Source organism: Bombilactobacillus mellifer (genome assembly GCF_000970795.1).
Taxonomy (GTDB): domain Bacteria; phylum Bacillota; class Bacilli; order Lactobacillales; family Lactobacillaceae; genus Bombilactobacillus; species Bombilactobacillus mellifer.
This window is the reverse complement of record NZ_KQ034028.1, coordinates 255,610-279,531: the sequence shown is the minus strand read 5'-3', so window position 1 is coordinate 279,531 and position 23,922 is coordinate 255,610. Positions and strand designations below refer to the sequence as shown.

Genomic DNA, 23,922 nt, shown 5'->3' with positions numbered 1-23,922 from the left:
AGTTAAATGATAATTTAGTGTTTCAATTTACTTGAATTTATCTATTTAAAAAAACTTATGCAATAACACTTGTTTAATTGTATTTAATTGTTGATTTTCTTTAATAATTTCTATTCGTTTATTATAAATTGGGTTCATTATTCTACTGACACCATTTAAGTAAAATTTATTAGGAACATAAACAATTGAATTATTAATATCACTTCTTTTTATATGCCCCATTGTAGTAGCTTTTCCTGCAGCAATTATTTGAAATTTTCTCAAATAATATTTTGTCCATTTATAAATAAACCATTCAGGAAAAACTTTAGAAGTTACTTTAAATAAATGTTGATTCAATCCAGCAATATTGCCTGTCCAGTTCTTTACTAATAAAGTTCCTGACCATGAAAAAACAATATCACCGGTATTAACAATTACCGACTTATCAATCTTTGAAGTACACCTGTCTGATAAAAAATCTGTATAGCCTTGGTTTAATTCTTTTATTTTGAGTACTGGAAGTCCTTTTTCTCCATTTTTTGGAGGAAAATTTTTCATCGCTAGTCCATTTTGATAATTAGCGATATCAGATAAACTTTCTTTTTTAAATTTATTTTTATTTATAAATTTTTCAAAAATGGATGTCATTAACTCATCTAAATTATCATTTATTTTTCCAAGAGCAATTTTTATTGTATGCTGTTTAAAAAACGGAGTTTTTAAATGAGAAAAGATGAATCAGAAACAATAATTCGTGAAATGTTACCATATCTTAATAATTTGAATCTAATTAGGTTGAAAAATGTATTAAATAATTTGGTAAAAAAAGGCCCAAATTCTAGATCTAAATATAATAATAAAAATTTACTCCAAAAATATTTTGCCTCAAAGCGTGCTGAAGGTTGTTCAGACAAGTCTTTAAAATACTATGAAACAACTATTACTAAGGCATTAACAGGAATCAACAAGAATGCTAGAGAAATAAATACTGATGAACTTCGAAATTATTTGATGAATTATCAAGAAATCCATAATTCTAGTAAAGTGACAATTGATAATATACGTAGAATTTTATCTAGTTTCTTTAATTGGCTTGAAGACGAAGACTATATTATTAAAAGCCCTATAAGGCGAATACATAAGGTAAAAGTCGCTACCACAATAAAAGAAACTTATTCAGATGAAGAACTTGAAAAACTACGCGATAGTTGTACAAATGTTAGAGATTTGGCAATGATCGACTTTTTGGCATCAACTGGGATGCGTGTTGGAGAACTGGTCTTACTCAATCGTAGTGATATCAACTTTCAAGAACGTGAATGCGTTGTTTTTGGTAAAGGTAATAAAGAAAGAATCGCTTATTTCGATGCTAGAGCAAAGCTCCATCTAAAAAATATTTGAAAGAGCGCCAAGATAACCATGAAGCCTTATTTGTTTCTTTAAGAGCTGAACATGAACGCTTAACAATTAGTGGGGTTGAATCAAGATTAAAAAAACTAGGTCAAAAAATTGGCATTAAAAAAGTTTATCCGCATAAATTTAGAAGAACCTTAGCTACTCAGGCTATTGATAAAGGCATGCCAATTGAGCAATTACAACAACTTCTAGGTCATAAGAGAATAGACACGACATTACATTATGCAATGGTAAAACAGCAAAATGTGAAGATAGCGCATAGGAGGTATATAGGATGAGGAGATATAAAATAGATGAATTAGTTCAACTCATTATGGATTATCGAGGGAAAACACCCAAAAAAATAGGAATGAATTGGACAGAAAATCAAAGAGATATTATCGCATTGAGTGCCAAAAATATAAAAGACAATAAAATTGTTAATACTGATAAAAGTCACTATGGTAATGAATTTTTGTATAAGCGGTGGATGAAAGATGGAGACATTAAACCTGGTGATATTTTGATGACATCAGAAGCTCCCTTGGGTGAGGTATATTTGATAAATAAACCTATTAAAGCCATTTTAAGTCAAAGACTCTTTCTATTGCGGTTTAATAAAAAGATAGTTAATCCCTGGTATATATTTGCTTTTATGAACTCGCAAAGATTTAAAAACCAATTATTTTTAAAAGCTACAGGGACTACAGTTGTTGGTATTAAGCAAGAAGATCTTAGAAAAATTGAGATTGAAGTGCCTAATAGAGAGTTGCAAAACAAAATAGGAAGTACTTTTCAACTTTTATATGAAAAAATCCATATCAATGGAAGAATAAATGATAATTTAGTGCTTCAAAAGTATTTTTGTAGGAGAATCCTTTGTAGGTTATTCCATGCTGTATTCTCAACCTGTTTCTTTTTTACAAGATTGAAAATTGGAGATGCAAAAAAGATATATTTAGTTAATTATATTAATCAAAATAGTTATCTAATAAAACTAGTTTTATGTTTTCTATTTTTTTGTTTTCATACTTATTTTGAAATATTTTTCGAAATATGGGTGTTACCATTTGATTAAACTTTTTTGCCATAACTTTATTTATTTTTGGGATTAAAATATTTCCAATATCTTGAGGATAAATATGTGGTTGTGCTGATCCTGTTTGAGAATCAAATATTTGTTTCTGGTGACTTTTAATAAGTAGGTACCAAAAATAGATATTATCAGTTACGGTTTTATCTATATATGATGAATCTGATGACCATACTTTTTGTCCCCATAATTGTGTATAACCAGCATTGGCACCCGATGAGGAAATAGTAATGACTGGAGATTCTGTATTGGATTCATTATGAAACGCTGCAGGAGTGAGACCGCCTGCCACAACTGGAATATAACCGGTGACGACGTTTCTCTTTAGAAGATTCTTACCTCTTTTTGGCAAGAAATAGTTTGATAATAAAACCTCATCATCATGGTTGAATTTTCATGAAACATTGCTTTAGATAATTCAAGTAAATTATCATTTATCTGGTTATTAATCTCAATTCCTTCATCTAGTTTTCTTAATCTATCAGCAATTTTACATTGATCGTTTAGTTTTTCAGGTATTCTTATTTTTAAATCACTCAGTTCCTTTTTATTAATAGAACTAAATACTGTGCCAGATGATATTGAATCTAATTGATTTCCTATCTTTTTAAATAAATAATAAATATAAGATTTTGAATATCCTTTTTTTACTTTTAAATCCGCAAGGCCTCTACCAATTGCAATTGTCTGATTAGCAATATTTATCCTTCCAACAGGAGCCCTAACACTAACCAAAAGGTCACCTTTTTGTGCCTTTTTATTGTATTCAGTTGTATAAGTTTCGATTCTCGGATAATTGTCCTCAAATGTACTTACACCTTGAATAAACGGTATTCCCATACCTTTCTTATTATAATAAGTTGACTTTGGAGATTGTCCCATTGTTATTTCTGCAGCTTCACCAAGTTTTATATTTTTATATTTCATATCCAAGCTCCTTTAAAACATCTTTTATTTGAGCTTGAAGTTTATCACTTTCAGCAAATTCCTTTTTTAACTCACTAGTAAGCCGTGTCATTTTAACTTCATAGGGTTCACCATCATCTTCTTGTTTGGCTAAACCAACATATCGTCCGGGAGTCAAAACATAATCGTTTTTTACAATCTCATCTAAAGAAGCTATTTTGCAAAAGCCTGCAACATCTTCATATTTCTGCTTGTTAGTTCCACGATAGGCATGATAAGTGTCAGCTACCTTAGCAATATCCTCTTTCGAAAACTCTCGATGAGTTCGATCGACCATTTCTCCAAGATCACGTGCATCGATAAATAAAGTTTCACCTTTACGAGTTCGCTCTCCCTGAGAAGCTTTATCCATATCAATAAACCATAATGAAACGGGAATTCCTGTAGAATAAAACATCTTATCCGGCAATGCTACAATAGCATCAATTTTATCGTCTTCTAAAATAGCCTTCCGAATAACAAACTCATCCTTTGTAGAAGTAGACAAGGCTCCGTTTGCTAAAACGAATCCCGCCTTGCCATTAGGAGCTAATTTACTAATAATGTGTTCAATCCAGGCATAGTTAGCGTTTCCAGTAGGTGGTACACCATACTTCCAACGGGCATCTTCTCTCAGCTTGTCTCCATTCCAATTTTTCACATTGAACGGAGGGTTGGCCAAAATAAAATCAAATCGTTCACCTTTATGTAAATCGTTAGTAAATGTATCACCTTGATGTGGACCTAGATTATTATCAATACCGCGGATTGCTAAATTCATTTTAGCTAATTTCCAAGTTGTAGGATTAGACTCTTCCCCATATACTGATAGGTCATTAATCTTACCTTGATGTTCTTGAACAAATTTATCAGATTGAACAAACATTCCCCCTGATCCGCAACATGGATCATAAATTCGGCCCTTGTATGGTTCAATCATTTCTACTAGTAATCTTACAATTGACCGAGGTGTATAAAATTCTCCACCCTTTTTACCCTCTTGAGATGCAAACTTATTTAAAAAGTATTCATAGACACGCCCGAGAACATCAGACTGCTTTGCTTTTTTATCACCCAAACTAATATCGGAAATTAAATCAACCACTTCACCCAGCCGGGTTTTATCTAGATCCGGAGAAGCATAGTTCTTACTCAAAACCCCTCGCAACGAATCATTATTTTTTTCTAGTTCTTCCATGGCGTTATCAATTATTTCACCAATCTGTGGCATTTTGGCCGATGTTTGTATTAGTCCCCAGCGTGATTTTTTAGGTACCCAAAATATATTTTCTGACAAATACATGTCTGGATCTTCAGCATCTTCTGGAAATTTTGTTTTTAATAATGCACTTCGTCGCGCTTCAAAAGAATCAGAAACATATTTTAAAAAAATCAAGCCTAAAACTACGTTACGATATTCAGAAGCATCCATACTGCCTCTTAAAGCGTTTGCAGTTCCCCAGAGTTTATCCTCTATACTCAAATCTTTAGTTTTTATTGCCATATAATAAGTTTCCTTTAGTATTTAAATGTAATCCATATGCTAAAAATCCTAATTGTATTATACACTTTGTATATGTATATGTTTTGATTATTTTTTTGTTTAACAAATTAATATATATTTTATTCTAGATGTTTTTGATCTAATTATTGCTTTCAGTTTTTAAATGTGCTTCATTAACTAGAATAACGAGCTTTATTAATATACATTTTAAAAGATTCAAACTGCCCTTTTTAGGAGAGTTAACTCATTGACTGCAATTTTAAATTATAAAAAAGAACAGATAATTAATATACCTGCTCCACATATAGTTTCTGATTCTTTTAATCCTGATATCTTTTGTTTTCCCATATTAAAGCTAAAGAAAAGACCATTTCGATTTCCATCATTATCAAAGCCAAAATGGCTGGCTTCAAGTTTAGTCCAACGGCTAAAGCAAAAAGGTATAAAAATCGACAAAATCAAATAAACCCGTGACTTATACAGCCAACTATACGGCAGTAAATGCGCCCCAAAGATAATCGCTAATATCATAAGCATTTTGCGGGTATAGTGGGATAAATCAACATCGCAATTAGTAAATAAAGTACCTGATTGACAGAAAACATTATGCCTAACGCGGTTAATGGATTATTTTTGTTTTGAAAATCAACATTAATTAACTTAGAGATAAAGTAAGACTGTGGCACAAACAAAAGTAAAGAAAAACCATTGAATTGTTCAAAGTCAACGGTTTCTTAAAAGTAGCTATCTACTAATTGCCTAGAATCTTCAATATATTTTTCCAAGATCTATTGTCTTCTCGTAGCAATGGCTTTAACGTGTAAGGTTTTACCACCTAGCAAAATTTGTTCATAGTCACTACGATGCTTTGAGTTTGAATGATGCCATACGCTAATTAATTCAAAGAACATCAATTGATTGATATTCTTTGAATTTACTTCACGACTTTAGATAGCTGCACTGATCCATTTCACCAACTAGAATGTGCCTTCAAATCACCTGCATTAATGACATTCTCTATTTAACTAATTTCAGTAGTTAAAGGTCTTATCTGTGTCTCATAGACTTTCTTCACTTGACGGCGAACTTGTCCTTTCCAGTCAAGAAAATTTTGGAATTGAGTATTGGGGTGTTCTTCTTTAAATTTGTCAAAGTATCTTCTACTTACTAGGTCTTCCATTCCTTTAGGATTCGAAGTATCAGGATCGTAATTGTCCATGACATATTGCAATTTATCATAATCCAGGCCAAAATCATCTGCCAGTTGTATTAATACTTGTTGGCTTTCTTGTTTGATGGAATTTTCTAGTACTTCTTCCACTCTTTGATGAGAATATTTTTGCGGATCCTGTTGTACATCTTTCCAAATAAAGCGAATATGCTTTGCTCGTGGCTCGTTAGTTTTAGCATATTGAGCAATATAATCACCAACTTGTAGTTTCTCATCATGTGCTGAGATTCTTGTGCTACATTTACTTGTTGTCTGGACTGATTAGCTATTGAAATATAGTTTTGAATTAGTGACGTAATGTAACGTTCATTCGTTTCTTTAATATGAATCGATTCCATTTTGTGATTTTAGTTAAGATTAAATGTTTTCTAATTCCCAACACAATATTTTCAAATTCTTTAGCTTAGAATAGTAGCTCAGAATCCTTAACTTTAACGCTAAAAGATCGCAATTTCTGCTGCTCATTAGCGCAGTTGCTTATTCTGAATAGTAACTTTTTCAAAAATATATACGAATTAATTTTCATCTTTTTTGGTTAGTTTGCTATAAAGATTAAACAGAAAAGCAACTGCATCACTTTCTGTTGTACTTTTAACTGGTAACCCATACGCTTCCATTACTGCACGATCATTATTTTGATGAGCCTTTAGAAGTTCAGGTGGCATAGTTAATGTATCGTATAGGTCAGCAAGTGAGGCATCGGGATATAAGGCTCGGGCATCTAAAATCTCTTGTGCAGTATTTTTTATTTTTTCCTTTTGTTCATTAGTAGGACTCGGCCAAGGAAAATTATTATAAACAATTTTAGCAGAATAGGCATAATCACTTTTCATTCTTCCAGCTACAGTTCTCATCCAGCCCATATGCATATTTGATTCAAGAATGGCAAATTCGTATAAGCCAGCATTAGGAATCATCTGTGCATTAGTATTTGCTATAACTTCCTTACTCACAAAGGCCATAGGTATATATCTTCTTTGCTCAGAAGAAACTACTGGCACCATTAAATAATCACTATTGGGTTGCCTATCTTCAGTAAACAATGCCGGCTTTTTCGCCCATTTTTGTGTTGCTGCTTTTTTACTACTCAATCTTGAACTTTGTACTAATTTCAATCTTTTTAAAATTAATGGCATATTTTTTAAATCATTTGGTGGACAATCTTTTAACCATAAACAATATCTACACTTGTTTTTTATTAAATCGTTCGCACCCATATACCTTCTTATATATTTTTTGGATTTAGGCTCACTTTTAATTAATTCTGATTTTTCTGATTCATTTAAAATCAAATTTCCTCCATCTGTAGGCTGACTCCCTTTTACCATCTCCAATACATTTGAAAGAGGTTTACTTCTTGACTTAATCAATATATTTGGACCATCCACAAGATATGGATTAATTGTGGATACTTTAGAAACTAAGCCATTTTCGTATAAAAATTTCCTTTTCCTATCAAACAACGAAAAACCTACAATAACACAATGAACATGAGCCTTTTGACTTGCCTCGCTAGTCCAAATAAAAGTTCTATATGCAAAATTTATTTTAATGCCTAATTTTAAAAGTATTGACCATAATACAGCAACTTGTTGGCCTTGAGTTATGGAGTTGGTCGACACATAGCAGCATTCGATTTTAGTGTCTTGAATGTATTCAATTGCTTTATAGTACCAACCTGAAACATAATCAATTCCTTTTAAATTATGATTCAAATTATTTATATCTGTTTTTTGATTTTCATTTTCGTACTTAGTACCTATAAAAGGAGGATTTCCCATAATATAATGGCAAGCATAATTAGACAGGACTTTATTCCAATCCATTGTTAGAGCATTTCCCTCATGAATATGCGAATAAGTCTTTAAAGGTAAAAAATCCCAATTAGCATAAAAAATATCTTTTGTTTCTTCTAGCATCTGACTTTCTGCAATCCAAAGAGCAGTCTTGGCTACAGAAACAGCAAAGTCATTAATTTCTATACCATATAATTGCTTAATAGATACCTTAATTATGCTTTTACTTATATCAGTGTCTAAAATTGGATTAGGATATATTAACTTGATAGCTTCATTTTCCAACTTTCTAAGTTGCAAATATGTTTCCGTCAAGAAATTTCCAGAACCACAGGCTGGATCCATAAAAGTTAAATTAGCAATCTTATCTTGAAATGCTTTAGCTTTTTTCTTTAATGTTGCAGGTTGCTTTGTTTTCTTAATTTCATTAAATTCATCTTTTAAATCATCAAGAAATAAAGGATCAATTACCTTATGAATATTCTCAACGGAAGTATAATGCATTCCACCTTGATGTCTGGTTTCTGGGTTTAAAGTAGATTCAAAAACCGCGCCAAAAATAGTTGGACTTATTTCAGACCAATCAAATTCATTACTAGCCTTATTAAGTAGTAAATCTTTCAGTTCATCAGTAAACGAAGGAATTTCAATATCTTTTTCTGAAAACATTCCACCATTAACGTAAGGAAATTCTGCAAGTTTAGGTTCATCATCAGCTAAATAAGGATCTCTATCTTCTACTTTTGTGTCTAAAACTTTAAAAAGATTGATTAAAGCTGCCCTAAAATGGTGTACATCAAAGTCTTCAAGGTAATCATGAAACATATTTTTGCGTCCAAAAATACCAGAATCTTCTGCATAAAGACAAAAAACAATTCTTACACAAAGTTGATTAATACTTTTTTGTGAATATTCACTATCAGGATTTTTATACTGCTTTAAAAGTTCATCATAGATTTGCCCAACTAATTCACCCGCACTAATTGAAACTTGTTTTTCTTTTTCTAAATGTTGATTGCTTTTATCAACTAGAAATTCCAAACGATAATATTCAGTTGCTAGATCCTTTAATTCAATTTTATCTGGTTCTGAATTAGGATGCTCCATGTCATAAACACGAAATTCTTTAAAATTACAAGTTACAATCCAACGTGGACGTTTTGAATAAGATAACCCAGCAGAATACCTCTGTGCCTGTTGAAATGGCGTAAGTAATATTCCGTCAGACTGTCTAATTGGCTTATCCAAATCTTTACTACTACTCTTTTGCTCAATCATTACATGAGTTTGATCAATGTAAGCATCAATAAAACTGTCGTGTTCAAGTTGTACTTTTTCCTCAAAATCAATAAAATTTTCTGGTTTTTCTACACCTACTACATCACGTAATAAGGCTAACCAAAATGACTGGCTGTCTTGTTTTTCATGACCGCGATTTTTCCAATTTTCAATAAACTTTTTTGCATTTCTTTTTTGCGTTGTAACATCCACTATTGTATCCTCACTATAATTCTAACAATTAATTCTATTATACAAGATAAATTTTGGAGTCGTAGAAAAACTTAATTAAGGAGGACATTTTAGTGCTTGAAAGTGTAAGAATGATTAAAATGCTAAACAGACTGAAAAATTAAAAACTAGCTTTTAAAATCAATATGTATCAGATAAAACAAATTAATCTGCCACATCTAATCTTAATTTATTCGGCTATTTTCTTCATCTGCATTCCCAGTAATTAAAATTGCTATTCTTCCAATTAAACTTCAGTAAATTGATATAATCTAATTTCTCTTGGATTAAAAAGAAACTAGTTTTGACCAGAATTACCATTTTAATAACTAATAATGACATTTATTCAACCATTTAAAGTAGTCCTCCAATAAAAAAAGATTTACATATTATACTTATTAGCAGAAAGGAGGGCTAGGAATGAAAATTAATTGCCATGTCGATCCTAATATCAGTGAAGAGCACGGTGAATTATGGATCAAAAAAATGACACCAGCAATTAATGAACTTTTGCAAAAATTAGCACAGTCCGAAAATTCATTATGGTGTCATTATCAATCTCAAATTTATCCCATTCAGTTTGAAGACATTTATTCCCTGGAGGTTGCTAATAGAGATATTAAAATTTATACAGAAAAACAGCAGCTAACCTATAATGATCGTTTATCAAATTTGAAAGCAGATTTACCAAACTATTTTATTGAAGCTTCACGCAGCGCCATATTTAATTACCAATACATCGACCACCTTGAATTACTTGATAATGGGTTAATTGATGTTGTTCTGACTAATAAACATCGCGTACAAATATCAAGAAGAAATATTAAGAACCTGAAAAAGAGGTTAGGGATATGAAAAACACGAAAAAACTCATCAGCTATACATTCAGGTTTTCAGCTGAAGGCACCCTCTATGGACTAATAGTTTCACTTTGTTATAATTTTTTCAATCAAAACTCGACCTACTATCCTTCAGATCCCAGTTTTACCACCAAATTTGCTACCCCCCTCAACGCTATGACAGTTTCCGTAATTCTCTGGGCATTAATGGGATTAGTATTCGGTTTTGGCAGCTTTGTCTTTGCTATTAGACAGTGGTCCTTATTAAAGAAAACAATCATTAATTTTATGATTTATTACATTGGTTTCACCCCGCTGGCTTTTTTAGCAGGTTGGTTCCCATTAAATATCGTTAATTTTATGATTTTTACTGGAATATTCATCTTAATTTACATAACCATATGGTTTATCAGATCTTACACAATTGGAAAAGAAATTAGAGAGATAAACAATAAAATCAAAAAGAAATAGTTTATTTATTTTTAAAAATTAAAAAGGTGAACATTTTTTATAAAGTGCTCGCCTTTTTATACAATCTTATTTATTTTTCTATTTGACTAATCATGATCTACTACAAATCAATTCCTTTTTGATGCAAGTTATTTAGGCAACTTTGTAAATAAGCGGCATCATGTTCGGGATAAATCGGATCAGTCCAGGCAATAGCGGGTAAATTTTCGTACTCAGGACAATACTGTCCGCGATAATAGGGATCAAACCACTGGAGATTCGGGTGATAATGGCGCCGTTGCATTTCAGCTAATACCAATAAATGAAATTGATATAATTTATATGGTGAATATTGAAAAACATAATTAACAGTGGCATGCGGTTTCCCCCAGCCACGTCCGCGCAAAGCGGCAATTTCGCGATGTTGGCCTAATAATTGCTGCCTGGGTAATTGCCAAATTAATTCTTGATGCCATAAGCGCATGATTTACTTTTAGACTCCTGAATTAAACGTGAATTCAACAAATAAGTAACTTGATATTTACTAGCTAAATAACCTAAAAATGGTCCTAAATCATCAGCTTGTGGGGATAATGTTTGTAGTAAGTGTAAATAAGTTTGTTTTTCTTGCGCGGTGCAGATTTTCTTAAAATAACCCCAAACATGTTGATAGGTATTAGTTAAAGTCTGCGTGGTCGGTGCTTGGTGGGCTGCTGTGTCTAATAAACGGTGAAAGGCAGCCGCTTTTTGGTCTGACCACTCGTTGTTTTTAGCTAATCGACGAATCTGTTCGTAACATTGTTGGGAGTGCGCCATGACCCAGTATTTGTTATAAGCCCACTCTTCTTGCCATTGCAACATTTGCCGCACCCCATTTGCTAGTCGGATTAAATACTAGTAATTAAAATTGGAACTGCCTGAATTTTATTACTAAGCACTGCATTAAGACAAATAATTCAAACTGATTTTTAAATCAATTCTCAACATTTAAAATAATAATGATTCATTTACTACTACTGAGGAAGATACTAGTGCTTTAATATTTTGGGATTTTTTTGTAAAATGAATAATGGCAAATAAAGCTATAAATTTGTTTCTTAACAAAATCATAATTAACTTGATTGTTGATACACATGCTTTTAATACAAGAGATCTTTTTAATAAACTTTTTGTATGCATTCAGTAATACAAAGTATCTAGCGATTTAATTTTTGTAAATTCATACATAAGTTGCTATTTTGCTATCATAAGAGTTGGCAATGTTAGAGATATAAAGATAACAGATAATCACTCAACTCAACCTAGTGCTGATTTTAAATATCGTTATGATTCAACTTGAATACTATTACTTTCTATATATATTAGTCTCCAATTAGGCGTGACTTCTTAAGTCATTATTACGGATATTTTTTATCGCATAATACACACTTTCAATTCTGGGTAAAAATAAAACTTGCCTATTAATACTTAAACCAATACTACTAATTCCAAAATGATATTTCATAATAACATTTTGAGTCATTTATTCTGATCTGTAATAACTAAATTATACAAGATAAATTTTACAGTAAATTAACTGAAGGACCTTTCAGTTAAAACTCAAAATTTAATATTCCCTACTTTATTTGTAATAATTTTCCCGAAAAATCAACCAGTTACTTTTACTGAAGACAGCATTAGTATTTGTGAATTTAAAAACTAGTTAAATCACTATTTCAATTTTCTTAATTAAATCTGTTGATTTAAACAAATAGGGGATATTTCTTTATCCAAAACTTTTTCAATAAAGTTGTTCCGCTTGCTAGTCTTTTCTTCTACAAATCCAGCAGTCTGGTTTTGATTCCACTTCTCCTACTGATGAATTAAATCACCAACAGTAGCTTGTATATCATGTTCCGCTTTAGCTCTTTTTTTAATAATCGTCATTTGCATACTCAAAGAGAACTTTGCGACATCATAGTAGTTAGCTAACTAATGACGAGCTTCGTTATTAAAAATAAATCCAGAATTAACTAATTTGTTATCTACACTGATTTCTTCATAAGTTAAAGAACGACGGCTTTTCTTACATCGGGAAGGTTTTTAAGTAGATAGATCATTTCTTTAATTTTGGAACTAAAATATTAGCGTCTAAATCAGTAGACCTTTTGTTTCCTGAATATGACAAATAGTGATAGTCTAACTTCATTGAATGAATAATGGCTGAAAGTTGTACTTTTGTTAACTCATTATATATTTTCTCGTTGTTACTTCTATTTTTTCAAAAGCTCTAATTAATATATAAAAATTATATAAAAATTTCAGGATGATTGTACATAATATCCCTAGTTTCATCTCTAAGGTTAGCATCATCAACATCAATCAACATACTGCTTAAATAATATGACATATTATCATTATAAAAAAATTCTGGATGTCTTTCTATATAGTAAGCAGATTCTCTGGAATACCCACATTTTTGTAACCAAATCCTGAACTTGTCGTGAGTTCCATATTCGATAAACTCATACCAATCATTGTCCAAGTTTTTTACATTTAAATAATGTTTTAATTCTTTCGATACCCTGAGGAAATAATTCGCAAAGTCAAAAAGTAATACGTTCTGTATAACATTTAATGTATCATTAATAACAATATTTTTTTGCGACTTAGAATCATTAAAATCATAATATTTTTGATTGTGATATATAGCGTTTTTAGGATTATAACGTTTATATTCGATTGCTTTATTAATAATATTTCTTAAGCCGACTCCCGATATCCATTGAATTAATATAACAGCATACCAACGGCGCTTATTTGGATTACCAATTCTACCTTTCTCATACTGTTTCCAATTAAATATTGAATCCATCTGATCAAGAAAATTCAGAACCTCTTGATAATTAAGTTGTTCATTATCATCAAATCGTGGGTATCTCATTCCCTGTTTAATCATTAACTTTAATTTACTGGTCTGATCAGTAGAAATATTTACATCATTATCGAAATTATCGTTATACTTTTCATATAATTTAGTTAGGATCTCTTGTTCCTCTTGATGTGTTATATAATGTTGAAATTTTTTTCTAACAATGCTTTGCCTACTATTTTGAATATCATTAAGATATTGCAGTACAAACTTTCTAATAGTCTTATATTTCCAATTAGAAAGCTTGTGAAATACTTTCAATGTAAGATCTCCTTCTAAAAGACTTATTTTCACTAGCAATACTACATTTTTAGTTAAAAGATCTGTATTTAATTTCTGTTTTTCGTTAGATGATCCAAGCAATTCCACATAGTCTTGTTCATTAGACCTCCCAGAAAATGATTCTGGCATTATAGCTAAAAACACATTTCCTATCATAGAATGATTCAATCTGCCCGTACGACCTATAAGATTTCTAAAATCCATAGGGCTTAGGTTGGCGTTCCCCTTTTTATTACTTGTAATAATTAAATTATCAGCAGGAAGATTAACTCCTTCCATCAAAGTACTAGTTGAAAAAAGATTTTTTATTTTACCTGATCTATACTCTTTTTCGATTCTTATTCTTACTCTTTTAGGCAAAAAGGAAACATGATAAGCTACCCCTTTTTTTACTAAATCGGCTAAATAATAATCTTCATTTATTTCACTCTTTATATCTGATGCTAGTTTATCCAATTCAACATCATTTTTATCTTCTAATTTTTCAGCATACTGCACTGATAGGCCAATAGTATTATCAATTTTATTGCAGTAAATAAGATTTTGAGTTGTATTATTCGACAGATAAGAAAAGGAATCAATTAGATCAAACAACGTATTTTCTTTTATATTATTTAATGCTTGAAAGTGCTCATTTATGGAATTATATATTTTAATTGTTTTATCTATAAAATTGATAACAAATGGTATTTGAACTACTGGTGAGAATTCTATGCTCCTAGCATCCTTTTCTTTATCATTGTTACTTATTAATTCTAAATAAATATCAGGATTAGGTATGTTAGGTGCTGCAAATGCAATTCGGGAATGTTTTACTTCCAACATGTCAATTAGATTGTAATAAAAAGCAGATCTTTCATCATGTTTGGAGATATTTTGAGCTTCATCAATAAAGACAAATGGCAAATCTATACTTGGAAATGATATAAGTAAGTACATTAGTCTCTCAGGTGTCATAACAAATATATAATGATAAATATTACCTTGGTTATACCCGTTCAGCTCACCAACTGATCTAATAACTCGATATTTTTTTTGAGATAAACCATTCCCCAAATCGTTGATAATTTTACTTGATATTTCATTGATTAATGCTTTGGTTGGAACGACAAATGCATAATTATTTTTTTTATTACCCAATATTTCATTTTTAATATATGTTCTAGCCAGAAAAGATTTTCCCATTGACGTGGGTGCAGAGAAACTTAGGTTGTTTCTCGACATTTTATCGTAAATTTCTTTCTGATCACCTATAAAAATCTTATTCTCTGAACCAGGAATTTTTAATTCATCTTTTTTGTAACTATTTACCAAATAATTGAGAAGTGCATCTCCAGATTGTGTGGTATGTAGTTCCTTATTTGGAAAAGAATAATTATTTAATGAAAATAGAATTCTTTGCTTAACAAATTGGATAGAAATATCATCGACAAATATATTTTCTAACATAAAAATAATTTGCTGTGATAAATTTTGATGATAGCTAGATTCTTTAAGCATTCTAGAATGGGCTAGTAAATCAGCAAAACGCATCAAATCACGTTTAGCTGATAGATCTATTTGGAAATCTTTACCAAAAACTTTATTTGAATATTCATCTAAAAGTTTAGAAAAAAGAACTTTTAGATATTTATTTGACATTATATCTCCAAAAAATTCTTGCATTACTATGCGATTAGTTGTTTTCATTTTTTCCTAATACCTTTTCCATTATTTTCTTACTTGTATTTACCGCATCATTAAATGGTAATAAATAAACATAGTACGAATACTGCTGAATTTTTCTGTCCTCAATAGCTTTATTTAATTGAAAAATTGTACTTTTTAAGTCTTCATGAATTTGAGAATTAATTGCTATCCGCGCTTCTTTACTGGATAGCGAATTAATATCGCACGATAAATTCATCGAATACCCTATGAAAATTCCAAATCCCTTAACCTCAAGCTCATATTGAGGATGCATAGGAATAAATATTTGTTTCAGTGCTTTTATATCATCTACAGAAAATCTTCTATTAAAATTAAAATCTGATACCAATACAGAAGGATGAAACGATTGTGAAATCAATGTACGGATTCTTTCTACTGCGTCTAAGATGCCATCGTGGATCGAAGAATGTATTTTGGATGCTCCTAATATAATCTGATAACTATCATTAATTTTCTTTAGGTAGATGCCATCAAAATCATTTTTGTAATTATTAAACTCGATTTTACTCATTAATTTGGGTGCTTTCTCTTCGTTTTCAATAAAAAGATAAGTTAACAAATCCCCTAAAGTACTGCTTTGGATATTTAGCTTGGAAGCCGCTAATAAAGTTTTTCGTTGGACATCTGCGAAATCAATGTGTTTTTTTAGCTGATCTATCTCAGCTCGAGAATAAACGTAATTACAAATATTATTTTGTAGTAATTCAATTAACTGTGTGTAATCTGCTTCATATAGATTATTTTTCAATTTAAAGCCATGAATATTATTAGGATTTGGGATGTTAAGATTACCAACACAAACTTCTTCAAATACAGAATCAAAATTATCATTAGAAGATGTAAGATCAAAATTTTTTGGTGGACTGCTCGCTTTTATCAATGACAATCCTTTTGTATTAAAGGAATTAATTTTTGATTTAGAAAGACGTTTTATGTATTCGTGTGTTTCTGAATCCCGATTATCATTTTGTATAATGGTAAAGAATAAAAAGTCTGCTATAGTTTTTGCTAGATCAAAGGATTTACACTTTAAATAATACCTTTTAGATTTCATTCCAATTGACTTGTCATCATTTAAACTACTATCTTTTCTCAAGCAATCGATAATAAAAGCAATAAAAGGCAACGGCTTTGTTATTAGAGGAACAATATCATTTTGAATATTTTCAACGAATTCATCATCCTCTTCAATATAATAAATTTTTTGTGCTATATCACGAGGTAAAGAAGCTAAACAGTTTTTCATTTTCGTAGCAACTCCCTCTTGTACATCATAATTAGAATTAACTAATTTAAATAAGTGATCACAGGCTGCACATTGCGTCATATTAGAGCAAGCCCAAAAACCAGATAGCAAACTCCCAAATTTTAGTTTCACCATAGATATCACCCGTTATATTTATGCATTATATATTTCTTTTAATTATAATACATTATTACTATTCAGATCTAGCGCCTATTCACAAGGGCGCTTTTTTTGTAGCAAAATTTGAGCTTTTTAGAGTTTGAATAGCGTTTTTATAAAGATCAAAATCACCTATCATTTTCACTAAAGGTAGAAACGAATATTCAGACGTGATTATTTTCCGACATTTCTATCTTATTATTCAAACAATCTTTCTGTGACCAACCATCGGAAGGAAGGCTGCAGTACCCAAGCGATCTTATCGTTTAGGCCTGTTTAATGCTGCCTTTCATGTGGCCTTTCATATACCTTCGATTCCTTAGCTTGGGAAATTCAATACGGAGGTCATTTTATGAGTTTTAATAATAACGAGTACAAATTAGTAGGACAGAAAGATGATAAGTTAATCATACGTGTAAAGAAAATGAGCAACCAGACTGTGGTAATCACGAAAGCAGTGGGAAATGTCATTTTTGATTTCGACCATCAACAATACAATTCTGATCATCGTAATGAACGACACCAAGATAAATTTTTCAAGAAAGATTTAGTCAACCAAGATATAAATATGATGGATACCTTAGTGGACCGAAGGGCTATCGAAGTTGCCTCGGTTTATGATAAAAATACCATACTCGACAAAATCACTGAAAAAGAAGACCAATATAATTGGAATCAGCTAGCTAATCAATTGCCAAATGCTTTAGCTAACCTGACTAGCAATCAAAGGTATGCAGTCACACAATACTACTGCAACGGCATTAAGAAAAATCAAATTGCTAAGAAGATGGGCATTAGCAAGGCCATGGCTGGACGTCATGTTAAGACAGCACTCAAAAAATTACGTCAGTATTATGGCGTTCAAAATTAATTAGAGAAAAGTGAGCCAAAATTGGTTCACTTTTTTTTGATAACTGGCAAATAGGTGTTATGAAGATTTCACTAAACCCAATGAAAGGACTTGATAAAATGATTAATAAAGTATTAATTAGCGTTAACAAACATCTCCCTCAAGATGCTGTCGTTAACATACTTCGCATTATGTTTCATGGACGAGTACCATGTTGGCTATTTGGCAAATCGCGCTACTGGATGATTAATTATCGGAGGAAGCCAATGAGTGTTATGAAGAATGAAACAACTGTTGTTAAAATTGTTGAAGCTACTGATTCCATGATTTCCACACAGTATCAAATTCATACTGGCTCTAAAACATTGGTAAATAAAACGAACAAAGAACTTAAGGAGGTAAAATAATATGTCACAAAACACTAAAGTAGTAACTGGAATTGATACACGTCTCGCATACGCTAATGTTTGGGAACCAAAGCACATCAACGGAGGTAAAAAAAGGTATTCGGTTAGTCTAATCATTCCCAAATCGGATAAAAAGACAATTAAAGCTATTAAAAATGCCATCAATGTCGCTATCAGAGAAGGAGTTGGTAAGTTAGGTGGTAAGAAGTCTTACAATAAGGCTTCTCTCAAATTACCCTTGCGCGACGGCGATCTTGAGCGTAATGATTCAGCCTACCAGGATAGCTATTTCATCTATGCTGCCTCCATTACAGCACCACAAATTGTGGATAAGCATATCCAGCCAATTCTCGATCACAACGAAGTCTATAGTGGCTGCTATGCTCGTGTATCTGTTAACTTCTATGCCTTTAATATCAACGGTAATCGTGGCATTGCTTGTGGCCTTGGCAATATTCAAAAAATCCGTGATGGTAAGTCTTTAGGTGATCATGCACGTGCCAGTGATGACTTTACCGTCATTTACGACAACAGTGATAAAGATTTCTCTGATTAAATCAAAAAATAGGTAGTCGATAGCGACTACCTATTTTTGTAGTAATTTTTTAATAAAGCAAATCTTAATTGATATGAAAACTTATTCAAATACAAAACTCCGCACGATCAGCGCTTTTATTTCGTTAGTTTTGGTGCTAGTCGTGATGAATATATAGTGACTCGGATTATTACAGTCACAGATGATTGATGTTATGAGTGCAAACTATTTCTACAGTATGACAAAAATTCTAAAATAGTTTTAAAACAAGATAGGAATATTATGGCACCGCAAAAAAGAAAACCTCAAGTGTCTTCACTAGCGTTTTACCAGAATGAAAAAAGAAAGCTGAATCAGTATTAGCCCAATTAAAAGTTCCAATGACAACTGCATTTAATATGTTCTTACAACAGGTAGTTAATCAACAAGGAATTCCCTTTAAAAATACTATTAAACGTGTACCTACTGACTATTCAACCCTTACCAAAGAACAATTTAATAATAAAATTGGTTTCTTTAGTAGATGATTTTCTTATATCCTGAAAGGAGCTAAGCTATGCAATGAATATCTTTAATAAACTGTTTTAAGCCCAACGATACCTCACCTTGCACTTGATCAGCTGATCAAGTAACCCAAGCCGATTCAATAATATAAATTATTGTGGCCATATTTCAAGGATCCTCTTTACAATTGGCTTTAAACTCGAATGCTGGATTTTTAAGTAAGAGGCATAAAAAGGCATTGCAGCAGTACTATCAGTAATCGGTATCTGGACGCGATCAATGTCAGAAATCTTACTTTCATCAGTTAAATTTGTAATGTTAGTAGTAAAATAGGGAAACTTCGTATACTTGGTAATTTCATTTAACGAATCCCGCTGGGCTTGGTAGAGGAATTTAGCATTAGGAATATTATCTTGAACGATTGTCTTCCACGTCCCAATGTCGTCCATGACAACAAAGCTTAATCCCTTCAGCTCCTCAAATGTGATACTTCGTTGATTCGCAAGGTACATGAATTTATCTAAATGAACACTTAACCGTTCTTGCCCCACATAAACTGACTCAATTTGTTCGGTTTGAATTTCCTTTTGGCTAAAAATAAGAGAATACTGTAACTCTTGCAATTTCTCAGTAACATCTTGGGGTTGAATAAATTGGTGATCAGTCTTCATGGCAAAGTCTTTAGCCACCTCTTTAGCAACATAAAGCGGCCCGGGTGCGATCGTTCCGATTCTGACAACCCGTTGATTTGCGGCATAGTTTCTAATTTGAGTAGCAAAATTCTTATTAGCTTCCAGTAGCTGCTCCGCTTTTTGGGCAGCTAATTCTCCTGTTTTAGTCAACAGTAGTTTATTGGGTTGTCTGTCAAACAATTGGACCCCTAGTTCTTCTTCAAGCTTTTGCAAGCCTCTAGTAACTGTCGGCTGGGTAATCAATAATTGCTTAGCGGTTTTGGCCAGAGTCTTATTTTTATTAAAGGCGACTAATTCTTCCAATAGGTAATTATCAATCATTTAAAGCTCCTCTCGTTGTTAGTATACGCCATTCGTATACTAGCATGGAAATTTAGTAATTTTCAGTGGTCTCCTTGGCTATTAAGATATAGTCAAAGATGAATTAAACAAGTAACATTGGGAGGAGTAATAAATGAACAATGTACCAACAATCAAATTAAACAATGATGTTGAAATGCCCACCCTGGGCTTCGGGGTTTTCCAGATACCAGATTTTAACCAAGCAAAACAGGCCGTCACGGATGCTCTAAACAACGGCTATCGGTTAATCGATACAGCAGCTGCCTATCAAGCCAGCTCTGAACCAAATTGAAGTTAACCCTTGGTACCAGCAAAACCAGGAAGTCAAATTCAACCAAAGTGAGGATGTGCAAGTGGAAGCCTGGGCCCCGTTTGCGGAAGGCAAGCACAATCTTTTTGAAAACGAAACGATTATGACCATTGCGGACAAATACGGCAAAAGCACTGGCCAGGTAATTCTACGGTGGCTCTTGCAACGGGGAATTACCGTAATCCCAAAGTCTGTTCATCCCCAGCGAATGGCAGAAAATATTAATGTTTTTGATTTTGAATTATCAGCCGATGATATGAAGACAATGGCAAGTTTAGATAAGGGTGAAAGTCAATTTTTTGACCACCGCGATCCGGTCACGATTGAACAGATATTTGGTTCGAGTTTACAACAAGTTAAGGATAGTGAGATTTAATTAGGAGGCAATCCAAAATGGCTAATATTCCAACGTTTAAACTGAACGATGGCAATGAAATCCCTGCATTTGGCTTTGGTACTTTCCAAATTCCGGCAGATGGTTCTACTTACCAGGCGGTAAAGGAGGCACTTGCTGCTGGTTATCGTCATATTGATACAGCAGTAGCATACTTTAATGAACAGGAAGTTGGGCAAGCAATTCAAGATAGTGGCATTGCTCGTGACCAAATTTGGGTTACTTCCAAACTTTGGTTACAAGACTATGCCTACGAAGACGCCAAGAAAGCGATCAATCTTTCTTTACAAAAGCTGGGCCTAGATTATATTGACCTCTATTTAATTCACCAACCATACGGTAAGGTTAACGAAGCCTGGCAGGCAATGGAAGAAGCGCAAAAAGCGGGAAAAATCCGCTCCATCGGTGTATCTAACATGACCCCGAAAATCTGGCAGAAGTTTGTCCCATACTTCAAAGTAATGCCGGCAGTTAATCAGGTTGAATTTAATCCCTATTTCCAACAAAAAGAACTGCGGAAAATTTTGGCCAAAAACGGTGTGGCTTTAGAAGCCTGGGCACCACTGGGGCAAGGAAATGCGGATTTATTAAAGGAGCCGGTAATTACCAAAATGGCAGCAAAATATGATAAGGATGTCGGCCAAATTATCCTGCGTTTTGAGCACCAAGAAGGGGTCACGATTTTCCCTAAATCAGTTCATACAGCGCGTATTAAGAGCAATATCGATATTTTTGATTTTGAACTGAACTCCGCGGAAATGGACCAAATGCGAGCATTAGATAAGGGAAACGGCCAGCATGACCCCGATGCGCCGGGTGTTGAAAAAATGCTGAGTGCGTATGACGTTCATGCTAATGATTAATGACCAGTATGATGGACAGGCAAATGCCTGTCTTTTTTACTAGGAATGATGTCTTCCGACCAAATCACAATTGAAGATAATGTTAAAATGGCTGCTAATTGTCAGTTTTTAGCAAATAATCATGATTTACATGACCGAGAAAAACTACTATGTGCACCAATTATAATTAAAAATAATGCTTGGCTAGAAGCAGGGATAACAATCTTAGCAGGGGTGACAATTGGCGACAATGCGGTTGGTGCAATTGTAACTAAAGATGTGGCACCAAACACTGTTGTTGCTGGTATTCCAGCAAAAGTAATTACGAAAATCCCATATCCAGAAAAAATTCAACAAGGATAATTTTAAAATTCAACTAATCCAAGCTATATCCGCTTTTGTCGATACAAGCCATCCGCATTCAAAATTGAGCTGTCCATAATTGATTTACGACCCTCAACTATTTTAGCTGGGGGTGTTTTTAGCTAAAAGACTGTTTAGTTAATAAGCTTAAGTATTTCTTTCGACGTTCCAGTGAAGAATTAGTAATACCACCAAAATTTTGCCATTTAATATTACGAAACCCTAATTGGCGCAAAGTTTTGTTAATGAAAATTTTCTTGATAGCATTACCTAAAAAGAAGCGAATATACCAAGTGGGCGCAGTGGAAGTAGTTAACACATAGCAATGCTGAACATTAGTCAGCTCCCCTTTCACTCCGATTTTAGTGACAGTATGGGATAAGCCCGCTCCTTCTTTCATCACCTTGTCAATAAAGCCTTTTAACATTCCGGGAATATCATTCCACCAAAAAGGGGTAATAAAAATCACCGTCTGCGCTTGTTGACACAGCTTTAGGTATTTCGTAACCAGGGGATCGATGGTTTGCCCCTGATGATAGAGCCTCAATTCTTCCTTGGAGTATACGGGATTAAATTGCTCCGCATACAAATCGATTATTTGGTACTTTTGATGAGCAGTACTTAAATTTTCCTTAATTACTTCTAATTCCGCATGATTAAAACTTTTCTCATACGGATGACAATAAATTAGCAAAATCATTTTTTGATACCTCCAATCATTTCAGCTAAGGTTAATTCAACTAACTGGGAATCATAATCTGCAACTCCCTTTAGTATTAGTAAGGAATAGCCTTGAATAAAGGACCAAATCTGCGTGAAAAATTGCTGATCGCTAATACCACCCTGGTTGACTTGCTGTACTAAGCCCATTACCAGATCATAAAACTTAAAGTCATGATTCATATGTTGATAAAATTCATCTAAACTTGGATTAAAAAACAGAAAGTTCACCAGCTTGGGTTGTTTTTTAATTAAGACACAAAAACGCTCAGCAAGCGAAAGCAGATTATTTTGAGGTGAAACTTTGGGGTCAATGGTTAATTCTTCAGAAATGCGGCGTGATAACACTATGGACACCTGATAAAACAACGCTTCTTTATTTTGAAAGTATTTGTAAATGGCGCCCGTGGTCATCCCAATTGTGGCCGCTAATTTTCTCATTGATAATTTTTTGTAATCATCTTTTTGGATCCACTCGATCGTTGCTTGAATTATTTTATCTTGGGTATTATCCATTTACGGAGCTCCTCACATAACAATGTTATCTATAATTTAGAATATAACAGTGTTATTTAGCAACGTCAAGTTAAAAAGATTAAAAATTATAATATTATATTTAAAAAGTAAAAATACCGTTCGGTTGATAGGCCGAACGATAATTAACACTGATCGCATCCTTTTCCTTCGAGATATCTTGTTTTCTGAATTTCCTGCAGGCGGGAACATGATAGTTATGCCATCTGGTCGAACAATTGTTTTTAATAACGCCCTTTTACAATATCCTGCTGGTCCCAATGAATTCTCGTTAGATTCTTCGCTTGCTTTCTCCTGACAACAGTTGTTACTACTCCATCGATCGCACTTTGCCAATTGCATATTGGATAGTCGCACTAATAACTACCAGATTGTCA

General features: G+C 32.6%; 21 protein-coding genes and 4 pseudogenes. 12 read left to right on the top strand and 13 right to left on the bottom strand.

Features of this window, described 5'->3' with window-relative positions; genetic code table 11:
* Nucleotides 1–45: 45 nt before the first annotated feature.
* Nucleotides 46–630: a restriction endonuclease subunit S domain-containing protein gene (locus JG30_RS01295; protein ID WP_245626279.1), complete on the bottom strand. Its 585-nt coding sequence runs from the start codon at nucleotides 628–630 to the stop codon at nucleotides 46–48.
* A 75-nt stretch (nucleotides 631–705) separates the two neighbouring features.
* Here JG30_RS01295 and xerA point away from each other — a divergent pair.
* Both xerA and JG30_RS08565 read left to right on the top strand, forming a co-directional pair.
* A pseudogene (gene xerA, locus JG30_RS01290) lies at nucleotides 706–1,676 on the top strand (site-specific tyrosine recombinase/integron integrase).
* A complete protein-coding gene (locus JG30_RS08565) occupies nucleotides 1,673–2,455 on the top strand; it encodes a restriction endonuclease subunit S (protein WP_052725153.1) in 783 nt (260 codons plus the stop codon). The pseudogene xerA and the gene JG30_RS08565 overlap by 4 nt, the downstream one beginning before the upstream one ends.
* 339 nt (nucleotides 2,456–2,794) lie before the next feature.
* Here JG30_RS08565 and JG30_RS01275 read toward each other — a convergent pair whose 3' ends face one another.
* A complete protein-coding gene (locus JG30_RS01275; protein ID WP_052725152.1) occupies nucleotides 2,795–3,397 on the bottom strand; it encodes a restriction endonuclease subunit S in 603 nt (200 codons plus the stop codon).
* The gene (locus tag JG30_RS01270) at nucleotides 3,387–4,919 is read right to left on the bottom strand and encodes a class I SAM-dependent DNA methyltransferase (RefSeq protein WP_046315514.1); all 1,533 of its coding nucleotides are present in this window, start codon (nucleotides 4,917–4,919) and stop codon (nucleotides 3,387–3,389) included. The genes JG30_RS01275 and JG30_RS01270 overlap by 11 nt, the downstream gene beginning before the upstream one ends.
* Before the next feature lie 247 nt (nucleotides 4,920–5,166).
* On the opposite strand from JG30_RS01270, the gene JG30_RS09165 reads away from it, so the two are divergent.
* Nucleotides 5,167–5,385 carry a hypothetical protein gene (locus JG30_RS09165; RefSeq protein ID WP_046315512.1) on the top strand — a complete coding sequence of 73 codons (219 nt, stop codon included), beginning with the start codon at nucleotides 5,167–5,169 and terminating at the stop codon, nucleotides 5,383–5,385.
* 26 nt (nucleotides 5,386–5,411) lie between these two features.
* Here the strand turns inward: JG30_RS09165 and JG30_RS09295 are convergent.
* The 3 genes and pseudogenes from JG30_RS09295 to JG30_RS01255 form a co-directional block, all read right to left on the bottom strand.
* Nucleotides 5,412–5,605: pseudogene (locus tag JG30_RS09295) on the bottom strand (DUF7010 family protein); the annotation flags it as partial.
* 335 nt (nucleotides 5,606–5,940) lie between these two features.
* Nucleotides 5,941–6,240, bottom strand: a complete 300-nt coding sequence (locus JG30_RS01260; RefSeq protein ID WP_046315510.1) for a hypothetical protein — start codon at nucleotides 6,238–6,240, stop codon at nucleotides 5,941–5,943.
* A gap of 425 nt (nucleotides 6,241–6,665) precedes the next feature.
* Nucleotides 6,666–9,437, bottom strand: coding sequence for a DNA methyltransferase (locus JG30_RS01255; protein WP_046315508.1), 2,772 nt, complete (start codon nucleotides 9,435–9,437; stop codon nucleotides 6,666–6,668).
* Nucleotides 9,438–9,875: 438 nt separating this feature from the next.
* Between JG30_RS01255 and JG30_RS01250 the strand changes: the two genes are divergently transcribed.
* Nucleotides 9,876–10,310: a LytTR family DNA-binding domain-containing protein gene (locus JG30_RS01250; protein ID WP_046315506.1), complete on the top strand. Its 435-nt coding sequence runs from the start codon at nucleotides 9,876–9,878 to the stop codon at nucleotides 10,308–10,310.
* Nucleotides 10,307–10,765, top strand: a complete 459-nt coding sequence (locus JG30_RS01245) for a DUF3021 domain-containing protein (RefSeq protein ID WP_046315505.1) — start codon at nucleotides 10,307–10,309, stop codon at nucleotides 10,763–10,765. The genes JG30_RS01250 and JG30_RS01245 overlap by 4 nt, the downstream gene beginning before the upstream one ends.
* Nucleotides 10,766–10,865: 100 nt before the next feature.
* Here the strand turns inward: JG30_RS01245 and JG30_RS01240 are convergent, their stop codons facing one another.
* From JG30_RS01240 to JG30_RS01225, 4 genes are all read right to left on the bottom strand, one after another.
* Nucleotides 10,866–11,228, bottom strand: a complete 363-nt coding sequence (locus tag JG30_RS01240; protein ID WP_046315503.1) for a TIGR02328 family protein — start codon at nucleotides 11,226–11,228, stop codon at nucleotides 10,866–10,868.
* Complete coding sequence (locus JG30_RS01235; RefSeq protein ID WP_046315500.1) at nucleotides 11,204–11,605, bottom strand: YbgA family protein; 402 nt, start codon at nucleotides 11,603–11,605, stop codon at nucleotides 11,204–11,206. The genes JG30_RS01240 and JG30_RS01235 overlap by 25 nt, the downstream gene beginning before the upstream one ends.
* A gap of 1,426 nt (nucleotides 11,606–13,031) precedes the next feature.
* Nucleotides 13,032–15,626, bottom strand: a complete 2,595-nt coding sequence (locus JG30_RS01230; protein ID WP_046315498.1) for a DEAD/DEAH box helicase — start codon at nucleotides 15,624–15,626, stop codon at nucleotides 13,032–13,034.
* Nucleotides 15,613–17,028, bottom strand: coding sequence for a HamA C-terminal domain-containing protein (locus JG30_RS01225; RefSeq protein WP_046315496.1), 1,416 nt, complete (start codon nucleotides 17,026–17,028; stop codon nucleotides 15,613–15,615). Before JG30_RS01225 ends, JG30_RS01230 begins: the two co-directional genes overlap by 14 nt.
* Nucleotides 17,029–17,404: 376 nt before the next feature.
* Here JG30_RS01225 and JG30_RS01220 point away from each other — a divergent pair, with 376 nt between their 5' ends.
* The 4 genes and pseudogenes from JG30_RS01220 to JG30_RS09290 form a co-directional block, all read left to right on the top strand.
* Nucleotides 17,405–17,923, top strand: coding sequence for a sigma-70 family RNA polymerase sigma factor (locus tag JG30_RS01220; RefSeq protein WP_046315494.1), 519 nt, complete (start codon nucleotides 17,405–17,407; stop codon nucleotides 17,921–17,923).
* A gap of 98 nt (nucleotides 17,924–18,021) precedes the next feature.
* Entirely contained in the window at nucleotides 18,022–18,309 is a 288-nt protein-coding gene (locus JG30_RS01215; protein ID WP_143443873.1) for a hypothetical protein, read from the top strand.
* A gap of 1 nt (nucleotide 18,310) precedes the next feature.
* On the top strand, nucleotides 18,311–18,865 hold the full coding sequence (locus JG30_RS01210) for a DUF2815 family protein (RefSeq protein WP_046315491.1): 555 nt from the start codon (nucleotides 18,311–18,313) through the stop codon (nucleotides 18,863–18,865).
* Nucleotides 18,866–19,194: 329 nt separating this feature from the next.
* A pseudogene (locus JG30_RS09290) lies at nucleotides 19,195–19,371 on the top strand (type II toxin-antitoxin system RelB/DinJ family antitoxin); the annotation flags it as partial.
* Between the two features lie 129 nt (nucleotides 19,372–19,500).
* On the opposite strand, the gene JG30_RS01205 reads toward JG30_RS09290, so the two are convergent.
* On the bottom strand, nucleotides 19,501–20,361 hold the full coding sequence (locus JG30_RS01205) for a LysR family transcriptional regulator (protein WP_046315490.1): 861 nt from the start codon (nucleotides 20,359–20,361) through the stop codon (nucleotides 19,501–19,503).
* A 133-nt stretch (nucleotides 20,362–20,494) separates the two neighbouring features.
* Here JG30_RS01205 and JG30_RS01200 point away from each other — a divergent pair.
* The 3 genes and pseudogenes from JG30_RS01200 (at nucleotide 20,495) to JG30_RS09245 (ending at nucleotide 22,291) form a co-directional block, all read left to right on the top strand.
* Nucleotides 20,495–21,068 (top strand): annotated as a pseudogene (locus JG30_RS01200) (aldo/keto reductase).
* A gap of 17 nt (nucleotides 21,069–21,085) precedes the next feature.
* Nucleotides 21,086–21,949, top strand: coding sequence for an aldo/keto reductase (locus tag JG30_RS01195; RefSeq protein WP_046315488.1), 864 nt, complete (start codon nucleotides 21,086–21,088; stop codon nucleotides 21,947–21,949).
* Between the two features lie 48 nt (nucleotides 21,950–21,997).
* Nucleotides 21,998–22,291 (top strand): acyltransferase, encoded by a 294-nt coding sequence (locus tag JG30_RS09245; RefSeq protein ID WP_052725151.1) that lies wholly within the window; start codon nucleotides 21,998–22,000, stop codon nucleotides 22,289–22,291.
* A 118-nt stretch (nucleotides 22,292–22,409) separates the two neighbouring features.
* Here the strand turns inward: JG30_RS09245 and JG30_RS01185 are convergent, their stop codons facing one another.
* Together JG30_RS01185 and JG30_RS01180 are read right to left on the bottom strand one after the other, a co-directional pair.
* Entirely contained in the window at nucleotides 22,410–22,991 is a 582-nt protein-coding gene (locus JG30_RS01185) for an NAD(P)H-dependent oxidoreductase (protein WP_046315486.1), read from the bottom strand.
* Nucleotides 22,988–23,527 carry a TetR/AcrR family transcriptional regulator gene (locus JG30_RS01180; RefSeq protein ID WP_046315484.1) on the bottom strand — a complete coding sequence of 180 codons (540 nt, stop codon included), beginning with the start codon at nucleotides 23,525–23,527 and terminating at the stop codon, nucleotides 22,988–22,990. Before JG30_RS01180 ends, JG30_RS01185 begins: the two co-directional genes overlap by 4 nt.
* Between the last annotated feature and the right edge of the window lie 395 nt (nucleotides 23,528–23,922).

Coding starts and splice junctions, on each gene's coding strand:
- JG30_RS01295 (WP_245626279.1), bottom strand. CDS start 630: ATGACATCCATTTTTGAAAAATTTATAAATAAAAATAAATTTAAAAAA.
- JG30_RS08565 (WP_052725153.1), top strand. CDS start 1,673: ATGAGGAGATATAAAATAGATGAATTAGTTCAACTCATTATGGATTAT.
- JG30_RS01275 (WP_052725152.1), bottom strand. CDS start 3,397: ATGAAATATAAAAATATAAAACTTGGTGAAGCTGCAGAAATAACAATG.
- JG30_RS01270 (WP_046315514.1), bottom strand. CDS start 4,919: ATGGCAATAAAAACTAAAGATTTGAGTATAGAGGATAAACTCTGGGGA.
- JG30_RS01250 (WP_046315506.1), top strand. CDS start 9,876: ATGAAAATTAATTGCCATGTCGATCCTAATATCAGTGAAGAGCACGGT.
- JG30_RS01245 (WP_046315505.1), top strand. CDS start 10,307: ATGAAAAACACGAAAAAACTCATCAGCTATACATTCAGGTTTTCAGCT.
- JG30_RS01240 (WP_046315503.1), bottom strand. CDS start 11,228: ATGCGCTTATGGCATCAAGAATTAATTTGGCAATTACCCAGGCAGCAA.
- JG30_RS01235 (WP_046315500.1), bottom strand. CDS start 11,605: ATGTTGCAATGGCAAGAAGAGTGGGCTTATAACAAATACTGGGTCATG.
- JG30_RS01230 (WP_046315498.1), bottom strand. CDS start 15,626: ATGAAAACAACTAATCGCATAGTAATGCAAGAATTTTTTGGAGATATA.
- JG30_RS01225 (WP_046315496.1), bottom strand. CDS start 17,028: ATGGTGAAACTAAAATTTGGGAGTTTGCTATCTGGTTTTTGGGCTTGC.
- JG30_RS01220 (WP_046315494.1), top strand. CDS start 17,405: ATGAGTTTTAATAATAACGAGTACAAATTAGTAGGACAGAAAGATGAT.
- JG30_RS01215 (WP_143443873.1), top strand. CDS start 18,022: ATGATTAATAAAGTATTAATTAGCGTTAACAAACATCTCCCTCAAGAT.
- JG30_RS01210 (WP_046315491.1), top strand. CDS start 18,311: ATGTCACAAAACACTAAAGTAGTAACTGGAATTGATACACGTCTCGCA.
- JG30_RS01205 (WP_046315490.1), bottom strand. CDS start 20,361: ATGATTGATAATTACCTATTGGAAGAATTAGTCGCCTTTAATAAAAAT.
- JG30_RS01195 (WP_046315488.1), top strand. CDS start 21,086: ATGGCTAATATTCCAACGTTTAAACTGAACGATGGCAATGAAATCCCT.
- JG30_RS09245 (WP_052725151.1), top strand. CDS start 21,998: ATGTCTTCCGACCAAATCACAATTGAAGATAATGTTAAAATGGCTGCT.
- JG30_RS01185 (WP_046315486.1), bottom strand. CDS start 22,991: ATGATTTTGCTAATTTATTGTCATCCGTATGAGAAAAGTTTTAATCAT.
- JG30_RS01180 (WP_046315484.1), bottom strand. CDS start 23,527: ATGGATAATACCCAAGATAAAATAATTCAAGCAACGATCGAGTGGATC.